The organism is Cobetia sp. AM6 (genome assembly GCF_009617955.1).
Lineage (GTDB): Bacteria > Pseudomonadota > Gammaproteobacteria > Pseudomonadales > Halomonadaceae > Cobetia > Cobetia amphilecti.
Genome location: NZ_AP021868.1, coordinates 3,546,128 through 3,559,138, shown reverse-complemented (window position 1 = coordinate 3,559,138; position 13,011 = coordinate 3,546,128). Strand labels below are relative to the sequence as shown.

The window sequence follows — 13,011 nt, the reverse complement described above, 5'->3', positions numbered from 1 at the left end:
CGCGAGCGTGTGTTACCTGAGGATGATGACGCCACCCTAGGCTGGCGGGGTCAGCGCAGTCGATCACAGTTGGGCTTCTCGCCGGCGGCGCGGGCCTGCTGATAGGTCGGCAGAGCGGTCTCGAGGCGCTCGTTGAGGGCCGCCATGCGCTGTTCATCACTCGGGTGCGTCGACATCCACACCGGCGGTTGCGCGCCACCGGCAGCATTCATGTTGGCCCACAGCTTGATGCTGGCGCGCGGGTCGAAGCCGGCTTCGGCCATCAGGTCCAGCCCCAGCAGGTCGGCTTCGGACTCGTGGGAGCGCGAGAACGGCTTGAGCACGCCATATTCCGCGCCCATGCCCAGCAGGCCCATGAGCTGATCGCCACCGGTGCCCTCGAGGCCGGCCAGTGCCTGGGTCAGTGACAGCCCGGCGGAGGTCAGCGATTGAGTCGAGACACGTTCGTTGGCGTGGCGCGCCAGCACGTGGGCGATCTCGTGGCCGATGACGGTTGCCAGCTGGTCCTGATTCTCGGCGACCTCAAGCAACCCGGTGTTGACGCCGATGTAGCCGCCCGGCAGCGCGAAGGCATTGGCGGACTCATCCTCGAATACCTTGACCTGCCAGCCGCTGATGCCATAGCTAGCGGGCACCTTGGCGGTCACCGCATCCGCCACGCAGCTGACGTAGGCATCCTGACGCCCTTCCACCACCGGCAGCTCCTGCTGGTACTTGCTGAAGCTGGCTTCCCCCATCTTCTCCAGTTCCTGGTCCGAGTAGAGGGTCAGCTGGCTGCGGCCCAGCGGAGAGCTGGCGCAGGCACTCAGGGTGACGGACGCCGCAAGGGCCGCCAGCGGGAGCAGACGACGCAGGGCGCGGGGAGATGAGAGATCGAGCAATCCTGGCATTGGGGCCTCCTGGCTAGATGACGTGACAACCTTCGAGCGCACGGCAGGGCGACGCTGAACGTGCAAGAAACGTGCAGACAGCATAACCGGATAGGCGCAGTGGTGCAGTCAGCGAAATGATACGTTGCTGAGATCACAGCATCGTCAGGCCAGGCGGCCCCGCTGGGCATGAGATACTGGGTTTGATCTGATGGGCCTGCCACGGCTCGGACCCCATGTATCTGACAGGGAATCACCATGTCGCCAGAGTTTGAACGCCGCCTCTCGCATCTGCTGGACCGACTCGAACCGATGCTGCCGCCGACGGCTGTCGAAGTGGACTGGACACGCGATGTCGCCGCCTTGTGGACCCGCCACCCCCTGGGAGGGCGACTGACGCCGATCGCGCCGCGTGACGCCCTGACACTCGAGGATCTGCTCGGCATCGCACGCCAGAAGCGCGAGCTGCTGGCCAACACCCGCGCCTTCCTCGCGGGCAAGCCGGCTAACCACGCGCTGCTGTGGGGCGCCCGTGGCACCGGCAAGTCATCGCTGGTCCGCGCACTGCTCAATACCCTGGGCCGTGAGGGGCTGCGCCTGATCCAGATCGATCGCCACGACCTGCCGGCACTGCCGGCGCTGGTCGCCGAGCTGGCCCAGCAGCCGCATCGCTTCATCGTCTATTGCGATGACCTGTCCTTCGAGGGCAGCGATGACGCCTACAAGGCGCTCAAGAGCGTGCTGGATGGCACCCTGACGGGGCCGCCGGAGAACGTGCTGCTGTACGCCACCTCCAACCGTCGTCATCTGCTGCCGGAGCACATGAGCGACAACCAGGCCACCCACATCGTCGATGGCGAGCTGCATCATGGTGATGCAGTGGAAGAGAAGATCTCGCTGTCGGACCGCTTCGGTCTGTGGCTGGCCTTCCATCCCTTCAATCAGGACGCCTATCTGGAGACCTGTCAGCATTGGGTGGAATGGCGTCTCGGCGCGGGCAGCTTCGATGAGGCCGCGCGTGGCGAGGCGCTGCGCTACGCCACCCAGCGTGGGGTGCGCAGCGGGCGTGCAGCCTGGCAGTTCGCCAATCTATGGGCGGGGCAGAAGACGCTGGAGGCGTGAGCGCGGTGCTTGACGCCCTTGAGATGATTGCGGCGCTTGAGGTGCTTGAAGCGCTTGAAGTGCTCTGAAACGTCAGTGCTCGCGACATGAAAAAGCCGCCCCTGCAGATGACTGCAGGGGCGGCTTTTTCATGGGGCAGGCTGGCGGATCAGATCCGCTCGCCTGCCATCACGCACAGGCGCAGCTCACGCCATCAACGGCGCTGCTTGCGTTCCTTGCGAGCTTCCTTGGTGCGCGCCAGTGAACGCTCTTTCGCGCGCTCGCGGTCATCAGCCCCCTGGGCGCCATCGAAGGGGTTGTCGCCGGAGCGGAACTCGAAGCGCATCGGCGTGCCCTTGACCTTGAGCACCTTGCGGAAGGTGTTGGTCAGGTAGCGCTTGTAGGCTTCCGGCAGACGGTTGGTCTGGTTGCCGTGCACCACGATCAGCGGCGGATTGGCGCCACCTTGGTGAGCCATGCGCAGCTTGATGCGACGGCCGTTGACCATCGGCGGCTGGTGCGCCTGGGTGGCGTCCTGCAGCAGGGTGGTCAGACGCTTGGTCGACCAGCGGGCCACGGCGCTTTCGAAGGCGCGGTCGATGGACGGGTAGAGGTCACCCACCGCAGTGCCGTGCAGCGCGGAGATGAAGTGCAGGTCAGCGTAGTCGGCGAAGCCCAGACGACGCTTGATCTCGGAGCGCATCTTCTCCTTGGCTTCGCTTTCCAGGCCATCCCACTTGTTGACCACCAGCACCAGCGCGCGGCCGCTGGTCAGCACGAAGTCCAGCAGGTGCAGGTCCTGCTCGACCAGTCCCTGGCGGGCATCGAGCACCATAACGGCGACGTTGCACTTCTTGATCGCTTCCAGCGTCTTGATGATGGAGAACTTCTCCACCACTTCGCGCACGTTCTTGCGACGACGGATCCCGGCGGTATCGACCAGCAGGTAAGGCTTGCCACGACGCTCGAAGGGAATTTCCACGGCGTCGGTAGTGGTGCCGGCCTGGTCATAGACGACCACGCGCTCCTCGCCCAGCAGGCGATTGACCAGCGTCGACTTGCCGACGTTCGGGCGACCGATGATGCCGATGCGCACGCCGCGATCGTCCAGCTCCGGGTGCAGGTCCTCGTCTTCGCCTTCCTCGACTTCGGGGTAGGGCGAGAGCACCTCTTCCAGCAGTGTGGTGACGTTGCGGCCGTGCTCGGCGGCGATGGCGCGCGGGTCACCCAGACCCAGGGTCCAGAAGTCGGACTTGCCGATCTCCTCGTCCATGCCGTCGGTCTTGTTGACCACCAGCCAGGTCTTCTTCTGGTTGACGCGCAGGTGATTGGCGATGGCCTCATCCGCCATGTTCAGGCCGGCGCGCGCATCGACCATGAACAGCACGATGTCGGCTTCGTCGATGGCGGCCAGTGACTGGCCGGCCATCATCAGGTCGATGCCTTCCTCGTCACCGCTGATGCCGCCGGTGTCGATGACGGTGTAGGGCTTGCCGCCGACCTTGCCGGTGCCGTACTTGCGGTCACGGGTCAGGCCGGGGAAATCGGCGACCAGAGCATCACGGGTCTTGGTGAGGCGATTGAATAGCGTCGACTTGCCGACATTCGGGCGGCCGACCAGGGCGATCACGGGGTTCATGGAATCTCACAGCATTCGCAGGGATAGCATCGATGCCGGCCCCGTACGGTCTGCTTCGAACCATGATGGCTGGAAAGCACCTTGTGCAGGCAGGGCGATAGCGATGATATCGGACTTGGGGCACTGGATGACGACGCAGGCGTCGCATGCATCCAGTATGGTCCGCCGACAGGGGGTTAGCACTGTCGGCGGAAAGATCTCGTGGCTGAATCAATGGCTGCGTCGTGCGGCAGGCCTGATCAGCGGGGGCAGCATTCTAGCATTGACAGGGAGTTGCTACCAATGGCGTATCAAGACAACGGCAGCCAGGTGGCTGCCGTTGTCTTGATGAGGGCTGAACGAGGGCTGAACGAGGCGCATGTCAGATTGCGGGGCAGGCTGACGTGTGCGCTCGATCAATGGCTTACGGCGCTTCGAGATCCAGCGCCGTCAGCTCGCCATCGTTGGTGTAGACGTAGATGCGCTTGCCTTCGGTCAGCGGGGTGATGCTGATGCCATCGCCCCCCACGTCATAGCGGCCGGCCATCTCGCCGCTCTGGGCGTCGATCAGGTGCACATAGCCTTCGTAGTCACCGACCACCAGCTTGCCATCGACGAAGGCCGGAGAGGTCAGCCAGCGGCCTTCCAGGTCTTCGGACTTCCACAGCACGTTGCCCGTGTTGGCATCCATCGCCAGCACATGGCTGGCATTGTCGATGCTGAACAGGTAATCGCCGACCACGATGGGCGTCAGATAGCTGGAGGACGGCTTGTCCCACAGCGGCTCGCCGTTGCGGGCGTCCAGCGCGATCAGACGACCGTTGTAGCTGGTGACGAACAGGCGACCATCCTGGGTCAGCACCGGCTGGCCATCGAGATCGACCAGCTGGTCCACCTCGGTACGCCCGGCCGGCACGGCGACGCGCAGGTCCCACAGTTCCTGACCTGAGCGGTTGTCGAGCGTGACCAGCTTGCCGTTGGCGAAGCCCGCGAAGGTGACCGGCTGGATGACCCGCGGCGCGCCGGTGCCACGCAGCGTCAGGGCCGGAATCGTGGCCGAGTAGGCCCACTGCTCTTCGCCGGTGAAGCGATCAAGCGCGGTCACGGTGCCATCGACGCTCTGCACCACGACCAGCTCGTCGTTGTACTGCGGCGCGGCCAGCACTTCACTGGAGACACGCGTGCTCCATTCGATGCTGCCATCTTCCTGGCTGACGGCACTGACCTTGCCATCGCGCGTACCGACGTACAGGCGAGAGGCATCGGCATTCAGTGCGCTGGTGATGCCAGCCGGCAGCCGTGTCTGCCAGATGTCGTCGCCACTATCGGCAGCGAGGGCTTCCAGCTCACCGCCTTCGGCACCGACGAACAGCTTGTCGTTGGCGAAGATCGGTGACAGCGGATAGTGGGCACGGCCAAGGCCATTGCCGACCGATTCGCCCCAGACGGAATCCAGCGCGACCTGGCGATCGAAATCGACCAGCTCCTTGGGCGCATATTCCGGTTGGGCACTGCTGGCGCAACCGGCCAGCAGACTCACGGCCAGCAGCGAGGCCGGTACGCTCAGACGACGAGTGACGCTCATGAAGAAGACTCCGCAGCCAGATCGGCGAGTTTCAGGTCGAGACCGTAGACCGGCTGACCACTTTCCTGCGACAGGGTGCTGGCCTGCTGATAGGCGGCGATGGCCTCATCGCGCTTGTCCTGTGCGGCCAGGGCATCGCCACGCACCGCAGCCGCCTGCGCTGCCAGCGGCGCCGGCGGGCTCTTGAGCAGGGCGAGTGCCGCGTCGTTGTCGCCGCGCTCGACATTGATGCGCGCCAGACGCAGGCTGGCCAGCCCCTGCAGGTAGCTGTCATCGCTGTTGTCGATCACGCTCTGCAGCGCCGTGGCGGCTGCATCGAGATCGTTGGCCTTGACCGACATGCTGGCATCCAGCAGGTGCGCCATCTGGGTGTAGAGGCTGTCGCCGTGCTTGCTTTCCAGTTCGCCGATCAGCGTACGCGCCTGCTTGACGCCGGCGTCTTCCAGCTTGGGCTGGCTGACGAGGCTGATCAGTTGCTGGTAACGCACGGAGGCCGCTTCGGACTGGCTGGCTTCATAGTTCTGCCAGGCCTTGAAGGCAAAGACACCGGCGCCGGCCAGTACGACACCGGCAATCAGTGACTTGCCGTTCTCGCTCCACCAACGCTTGATGGCTTCAAGCTGTTCTTCTTCGCTTCTGAGCTCTTCCGCCACGGGCGGTCTCCTTGACCTGGCCGGCATGCCGGCACTTGCATTCGTGAGGCGGAGAGCTGGCTCTCCGCCCGATATTCATTGGCAGTCTCAGGCGCCGAAGACGCTGTCGAGACGTTCGCCCAGCGCACGCTGGTTCAGTGTTTCCTGGTCGCGTTCCTCGCGCAGGAACTTGAGCGCCACCGTGCCTTCGATGACTTCATTCTCACCGAGAATCAGCGCGATGCGTGCACCGCTCTTGTCGGCCTTCTTCATCTGGCTCTTGAAGCTGCCGCCACCGCAATGCAGCACCAGACGCAGATTGGGCAGGGCGGTGCGCAGCTCTTCGGCCAGACGCATGGCTTCGCCTTCGGCCTGCTCGCCCATCGACATCAGATAGACATCGACGGTCTCGCGGACGTCCTGCGGTACCAGTTCCAGTGTCTCGAGCAACAGGATGAGGCGCTCGACGCCCATCGCGAAGCCGACCGCCGGTACCGGCTTGCCGCCCAGCTGTTCGAACAGGCTGTCGTAGCGGCCGCCGGCACACACGGTGCCCTGGCTGCCCAGCGCGGTGGTGGTCCATTCGAACACACTGCGCGAGTAGTAATCGAGGCCACGCACCAGGCGCGGGTTGATGACGTACTCGATGCCGGCGGCGTCGAGACGTGCCTTGAGGCCCTCGAAGTGTACGCGGGATTCTTCATCCAGGTGATCCCCCAGGCGCGGCGCGGCGTCGACGACGGCGGCCATGTCCGGGTTCTTGGTGTCGAGGATGCGCAGCGGGTTGCTGTTCAGACGACGCTTGGAGTCTTCGTCGAGGACATCCAGGTGCTGTTCGAAGTATTCGACCAGCAGGTCACGATAGGCGGCACGCGCTTCGAGGCTACCCAACGAGTTGAGCTCGAGCGTGACGTGCTCCAGCAGGCCCAGCTGGCGCCACAGACGTGCGGAGATCAGGATCATCTCGGCATCGATGTCAGGACCTTCCATGCCGTAGGCTTCGACGCCCACCTGATGGAACTGACGATAACGGCCCTTCTGCGGGCGCTCGTGGCGGAACATCGGGCCGGTGTACCACAGACGCTGGATCTGGTTGTGGACCAGGCCATTCTCCATCGCCATGCGCACGCAGCTGGCGGTACCTTCCGGACGCAGGGTCAGGCTGTCGCCGTTACGGTCGTCGAAGGTGTACATCTCCTTCTCGACGATGTCGGTGACTTCGCCGATGGAGCGCTTGAACAGTGCGGTCTGCTCGACGATGGGGGTGCGGATCTCGCGATAGCCGTACTGGCCCATCAGCGCTTCCACCTGGTGCTCGAAGTATTGCCATACCGGTGACTGGTCCGGCAGCAGGTCGTTCATGCCACGAATGGCCTGGATCTTGGTACTCAACGTTCTCTCCTGAATCCTTGCGCGTCTCCCCACGGCGCTCGCATGAGGTCATGCAGGCGGGTGGGGAGACGAAGGCGCGTCAATCACGACGCGCAAGCCAGCTGAGACAAGCTCAGCTCTGGCGGATGATAGTGTCGGCCTCACGGGCCTCTTTTTCCGCGACCTTGTCACGGATGAGTCGCTCAAGATCGTCAACCAGGGTGTCATTGGTCAACTTGCTGGCCGGCTTGCCGTCCAGGTAGACCAGGTTGGCGGGGCTGCCGCCGGTCAGACCGACATCGGTCTCCTTGGCTTCGCCGGGGCCATTGACGACACAGCCGATGACCGAGACGTTCAGCGGCGTCATCACGTCTTCAAGACGTGTCTCCAGCTCGTTCATGGTCTTGATGACGTCGAAATTCTGACGCGAGCAGCTGGGGCAGGCAATGAAGTTGATGCCCTTGGCGCGCAGCTTGAGGCTCTTGAGCATGTCGAAGCCGACCTTGATTTCCTCGACCGGGTCCGCTGCCAGCGACACGCGGATGGTGTCACCGATGCCGTCCATCAGCAGCATGCCCAGGCCGATGGAAGACTTGACGGTGCCAGAGCGCAGGCCGCCCGCTTCGGTGATGCCCAGGTGCAGCGGCTGTTCGATACGCGCTGCCAGGTCACGATAGGCGGCGACGGCCATGAACACGTCGCTGGCCTTGACGCTGACCTTGAAGTCCTGGAAATCGAGGCGATCCAGATGGTCGATGTGGCGCATGGCAGATTCGACCAGCGCCGCCGGCGTCGGTTCGCCGTATTTCTTCTGCAGGTCCTTTTCCAGCGAGCCTGCGTTGACGCCGATGCGGATCGGGATGCCGTTGTCGCGTGCGGCGCTGACCACGGCACGCACGCGGTCTTCACGACCGATGTTGCCCGGGTTGATGCGCAGGCAGTCGACGCCAAGTTCCGCCACACGCAGGGCGATCTTGTAATCGAAGTGGATGTCGGCGACCAGCGGAATGTTGCTCTGCTGCTTGATGCGACCGAAGGCTTCGGCGGCATCCATGTCCGGCACGCTGACACGCACGATATCGGCACCGGCATCCTCGAGGCGCTTGATCTGCGCGACGGTGGCGGCGACATCGTTGGTGTCGGTGTTGGTCATGCTCTGCACGGAAATCGGTGCATCGCCGCCGACGGCCACATTGCCGACATGAATCTTGCGCGAGACGCGGCGCTTGATGGGGGAGTGACTATGCATGGGATTCCGGATCATTCACCGAGGGTAAGTTTGGCGACACTGCCGCGCGTGACGCGCGTGAGGTCGACCGCTTCATTCATGTAACGCAATTCGACGCCAGAGGCATTGCCGATGGTCAGCTTGAAGGGCGGCTCGCCTTCCAGCGTCGTGCTGGTGCCGGCCTCGTTGTTGCCGCGCAGCAGGCGCTTGCCATCGGCATCACGAATGTCGGTCCAGGAATTGATGTTGAACGTCAATTCGAGCTTGCGCGGGTCTGCCGCCGGCGCAGCTTCTTCTGCTGCGCTCTCTTGTGTGGTGTCGGCACTGGCATCGGCGACAGCATTCACGTCAGTGGCAGCGGCGCTATCCGTGGCAGCGCCAGACGCTGATGTGCCAGTCTCTGCAGCGCCCGGCGTGGCTGCGGTTGCGCCTGTATCGAGCGCGTCAGCACTCTGCGCTGTCGTCTCGGAAGATGCTCCTGTCTCGACGGCAGACGCATCACCGGTGGCAGTGGAGAACGGCGCCGCTTCACTGGCAGAGGACTGCGAGAGCGAAAGCTCGATGGAGCCATCGGCGTTCACGACCGGTGCGGCGCTGTCCGCATCGCTGCCACCTTCGAGGGCGGAGGTTTCCGCCGGCGAGGTGCGGCCATAGTCGCCACTCTGCCACCACACGTAGCTGAGACCGATCAGACCGGCGATGACCAGCAGGCTGACGAGGCGGAACAGATACTTGCCCATCTTGCCCGGCGGGCGCACCGACGGCGTGGAACTGGGGGTGTAGCGCTCGGCTTCGGTGGTGCCGAACTGGGCATTGTACTGCCCGACGATCGCCTTCTCGTCCATGCCCAGCAGGCGGGCATAGGCACGCAGATAGCCGCGACGGTACGCGGCGATGGGAATCTGGTCGTAGTGGTCGCGTTCCAGGTCATCGACCAGGCTGGGGCGCAGGTTGAGCTGTGTCGCCACCTCATCACGCGACAACCCCTGATGCTCGCGCTCCAGCTTGAGGCGCGTGCCAGGTAGTGCATCACTGGCGTGCTGATCAGGGGCGGGTTGATGTTCGCTCATGGCGCATCCTTGTAAGGAAAAACTGTCTACCGAACGCACATCCGGGCGCTCTTCCGGTACTGCGGGAACTGCTCCTGACACTGATGCTGGAGCATGCTGACTGATGCTGTCGCGCGATTGGCCGGGTGCTGCACGACTCGTCGATCATCATGCGAGTGAGCAGCGTGAAAAGCGATGACCTCCCATGCCAATCGACGCGCACGAACACACGTTCGTCCGCGTCGGCACTATACCAAGCCCGCGCCGAGATTTTCACCGGCATTTCGGTCTTCTCGGTCCTGCTTGCAGCGACCCCGCCCGTGAGGTGGCGCCATCAGCGGCGTCGTTGCGCCTCGCTCAGGGAGTGCGAATCACCGCGCGACCGGATTCCCGTGTCATGACCTGCTCCAGCTGGCGGCTGTAGAGATCTGCCAGACGGCTGTCGCCGCGAGCCGTGGCCACATCGACGGCCAGGGCGAGACTGTCGCTATCGGTGCCTGCCAGACGGAAGTAGCGGCTCAGTGCCGACTGGGCGGCGTCATTGTCGCCGGCGTCATGCGACATGCGTGCCACCGCCAACCAGGCCTCTGACTCACGCGGGTTGATCTTGACGGCGCGCTCGAAACTCTTCGCGGCCTCGCTGGTCTTGCCCAGCTGCAACTGACAGCGCCCCAGATTGGTATAGAGCTGGCCACGATTGTCGTAGGTCAGGTCTTCCGCCGCGATCTCGAGTTGCCGACAGGCCTCGACGTATTCACCGCGAGAGTAGAGAAAGGCCGCGTAGTTGTTGCGCGCACGGGTAAAGGACGGATCGCTGGAAATGGCCTGATTGAAATAGTCATCGGCGAGCACGTTCTCACCCTGGCGCTGATAGATCATCGCCAGCCCGGCCTTGGCCTCGGCATTGCTGCTCTGCAGCTTGAGTGCCTTCTGGAAGGCGCTGTCGGCGCGTTGCAGCTGATTACGACTCAGATAGGCCTCTCCGAGTTCCACGTAGGCGTTCGAAGCCTTGTTGTCATCCGGTGGGGCGTAGGGGTCGTTGGTTTCCACGCGTGTCGCGCAGCCTGCGAGGGTCAGGCCGGCAAATCCGAGGCACAGCAGCAGGGCTCTGGTGCGGCGAGTGATGCCGCGAGCAGCGGTGCGGGTGTGGGAATCATGCTGGCAGGGGCCCTGTGTGACAGTGCCATGGGCGACAGTGCCCTGTGCGACAGAGTGATGGGCGACAGGGTCATGCTCATTGGTGCGATGACGGGGCAGACGACTCGGCATGCAATCCTCGCGTGAATGAAGGCTCATGATGTGCCTGCGGGCGAGGGTCGCGGCAGGCAACAAAAGCGCCCCCATCAAAGCGCCGCACCTGCCACAAGTCAAGGTGGCAGGGCGGCGCGTGGCTATGGCGATAGCGTCAGGTCAGGGCTGGCAGCCGCTCAGTCGGCGTCGAGCTGGATGGCGTTGATGTAACGCTCGGCGCGACGGGTGCGGTCCTTGACCTGACCGACCAGCTGACCACAGGCGGCGTCGATGTCATCGCCACGTGTCGCGCGCACCGGTGCGGTGTAGCCCAGCTCATAGAGACGCTGCTGGAAGCGCATCACCTGGTTGCGTGACGGCTTCTCGTAACCGGAATGCGGGAACGGGTTGAACGGGATCAGGTTGATCTTGCACGGCAGCTCGTCGAGCAGCGCGGCCAGTTCCTCGGCGTGCTGGATCTGGTCGTTGACGTCCTTGATCAGGGTGTACTCGATGGTGACGATACGCGCGTCGTCACACTTGGCCAGGTAGCGATGGCAGGAGTCGAGCAGCGCGCGGATGTTCCACTTGCGGTTGATCGGCACCAGCACGTTGCGCAGTTCATCGTTGGCCGCGTGCAGCGAGATCGCCAGGCTGACGTCCATCTCGTCGCCGAGCTGGTCCAGCTTGGGCACCACACCGGAGGTGGAGAGGGTGACGCGACGCTTGGACAGGCCATAGGCGTTGTCGTCCAGCATCAGCTTCATCGCCGGCACGACGTTGTCGTAGTTCATCAGCGGTTCGCCCATGCCCATCATCACCACGTTGGTGACCGGACGCTTGCGGGTGTCCTTGCGGTCTTCGGCGCCACGGGTGGCGACCCACACCTGGCCGATGATCTCGGCGGCGGTCAGGTCACGCTCGAAGCCCTGCTTGCCGGTGGAGCAGAAGCTGCAGTCCAGGGAGCAACCGACCTGGGAAGACACGCACAGGGTGCGACGGTTGCCGTTCTCGGACGGGATCAGCACGGTCTCGACATAGCTGCCATCGCTGACTTCCAGTACCCACTTGCGGGTGCCGTCCTTGGACTCGCCTTCATAGACGATGCCCGGCGCACGGATCTCGGCGACCTGCTTGAGGCGTTCGCGCAGCGGCTTGGCGAGGTTGGTCATCTCGTCGAAGCTGTCGACGCCTTCCTGGTGAATCCATTTCATCACCTGGGTGGCGCGGAATTTCTTCTCGCCGATGCTCTCGAAGAAGGCTTCCATCGCCGGGCGCGGCAGGCCCAGCAGGTTGGTGAGCTTGACGGCGGCAGGGGCCGCGGCATCGGGGGCAGTTGCAGTGGTATCAGTCATGGTATGGGCCGGTCGTGTCAGGGATGGGCAGGCGTTACACAAAGGATAGACGTCTGCAGGGCGACGCTGTCAGCGGAGGTGGCGATGGCTCGCAGACCTCAAGAGGCTCTCATCATCAGCGCAGTGCGCGTGGGCGTCACATGGCGTGGGGAGAGGGCGCTGCAGCGGCTTTCAGAAAAGCGTATCGGACCTGCTCAAGCGTCGAATCTGCTTCAGGGGGTGCATGCTGTCGCGCGACGCTTCAGCACGTCCGATACCACGACGGCCCCGCCTCGCAGGCAGGGCCGTCGTGTCATGCACGGCTGGGAGACGCGTGCCCCGAAGGGCCGGGCTTCTCAGTCGTACAAGGCGAAATCAACCGCGCGGGCAGATTTCGTTGTCGCCGAAGAAGTAGGCGATTTCGCGAGCAGCAGATTCCGGCGCGTCAGAACCGTGAACGGCATTGGCGTCGATGGAAGTGGCGAAGTCTGCACGGATGGTGCCGGCTTCTGCTTCCTTCGGGTTGGTAGCGCCCATCAGGTCGCGGTTCTTGGTGATGGCGTCTTCGCCTTCCAGCACCTGGATCATGACCGGGCCGGAAGTCATGAAGCCGACCAGCTCACCGAAGAAGCCACGTTCGCTGTGCTCAGCGTAGAAGCCTTCGGCCTGTTCCTTGGACAGGTGAACCATCTTGGAAGCGACGATCTGCAGACCGGCCTTCTCGAAGCGAGAGTAGATTTCGCCGATCACGTTCTTGGCAACGGCATCCGGCTTGATGATGGACAGAGTACGCTGAGTCATGGTGAATCTCCTGAGACAAGCTTTGAAGAGCCGCACGGCAGATGCCGAACGGCGGAAAACGGGCTCTGTCGGCATGCGCGCGACAAAAGTGGGCGGCATTATAGCGGCAAGTGCCACCGGCTGCATCCATCATGCCTGAGTCGCATGACGCGCAGATGGCAAGCGCCTCGTCGGCATGGGCTGGCGAGGCGCT

Annotated in this window: 11 protein-coding genes; 1 reads left to right on the top strand and 10 read right to left on the bottom strand. The window is 63.8% G+C overall.

Annotated features, from left to right (window positions below; all coding sequences use genetic code 11):
- Positions 1-50 precede the first annotated feature (50 nt).
- Positions 51-890, bottom strand: coding sequence for a M48 family metallopeptidase (locus CLAM6_RS14870; RefSeq protein WP_172978723.1), 840 nt, complete (start codon positions 888-890; stop codon positions 51-53).
- A gap of 237 nt (positions 891-1,127) precedes the next feature.
- Between CLAM6_RS14870 and CLAM6_RS14865 the strand changes: the two genes are divergently transcribed.
- Entirely contained in the window at positions 1,128-1,991 is an 864-nt protein-coding gene (locus CLAM6_RS14865; protein WP_043333805.1) for an ATP-binding protein, read from the top strand.
- Between the two features lie 193 nt (positions 1,992-2,184).
- Here the strand turns inward: CLAM6_RS14865 and der are convergent, their stop codons facing one another.
- From der to ndk, 9 genes are all read right to left on the bottom strand, one after another.
- The gene (gene der, locus CLAM6_RS14860; RefSeq protein WP_043333806.1) at positions 2,185-3,609 is read right to left on the bottom strand and encodes a ribosome biogenesis GTPase Der; all 1,425 of its coding nucleotides are present in this window, start codon (positions 3,607-3,609) and stop codon (positions 2,185-2,187) included.
- Between the two features lie 403 nt (positions 3,610-4,012).
- Complete coding sequence (gene bamB, locus CLAM6_RS14855; RefSeq protein ID WP_153636523.1) at positions 4,013-5,173, bottom strand: outer membrane protein assembly factor BamB; 1,161 nt, start codon at positions 5,171-5,173, stop codon at positions 4,013-4,015.
- Positions 5,170-5,826, bottom strand: coding sequence for a YfgM family protein (locus CLAM6_RS14850; protein WP_242007694.1), 657 nt, complete (start codon positions 5,824-5,826; stop codon positions 5,170-5,172). The genes bamB and CLAM6_RS14850 overlap by 4 nt, the downstream gene beginning before the upstream one ends.
- Positions 5,827-5,913: 87 nt before the next feature.
- Entirely contained in the window at positions 5,914-7,197 is a 1,284-nt protein-coding gene (hisS, locus tag CLAM6_RS14845; RefSeq protein ID WP_153636521.1) for a histidine--tRNA ligase, read from the bottom strand.
- A gap of 112 nt (positions 7,198-7,309) precedes the next feature.
- The gene (gene ispG / locus CLAM6_RS14840) at positions 7,310-8,425 is read right to left on the bottom strand and encodes a flavodoxin-dependent (E)-4-hydroxy-3-methylbut-2-enyl-diphosphate synthase (protein WP_043333809.1); all 1,116 of its coding nucleotides are present in this window, start codon (positions 8,423-8,425) and stop codon (positions 7,310-7,312) included.
- A gap of 11 nt (positions 8,426-8,436) precedes the next feature.
- Positions 8,437-9,474, bottom strand: a complete 1,038-nt coding sequence (locus CLAM6_RS14835) for a RodZ domain-containing protein (protein WP_153636520.1) — start codon at positions 9,472-9,474, stop codon at positions 8,437-8,439.
- 336 nt (positions 9,475-9,810) lie between these two features.
- Entirely contained in the window at positions 9,811-10,749 is a 939-nt protein-coding gene (gene pilW, locus CLAM6_RS14830) for a type IV pilus biogenesis/stability protein PilW (RefSeq protein WP_172978722.1), read from the bottom strand.
- Positions 10,750-10,880: 131 nt separating this feature from the next.
- Positions 10,881-12,038 carry a 23S rRNA (adenine(2503)-C(2))-methyltransferase RlmN gene (gene rlmN, locus CLAM6_RS14825; RefSeq protein WP_153636518.1) on the bottom strand — a complete coding sequence of 386 codons (1,158 nt, stop codon included), beginning with the start codon at positions 12,036-12,038 and terminating at the stop codon, positions 10,881-10,883.
- 354 nt (positions 12,039-12,392) lie between these two features.
- Entirely contained in the window at positions 12,393-12,818 is a 426-nt protein-coding gene (ndk, locus tag CLAM6_RS14820; RefSeq protein ID WP_043333812.1) for a nucleoside-diphosphate kinase, read from the bottom strand.
- Positions 12,819-13,011: the final 193 nt, after the last annotated feature.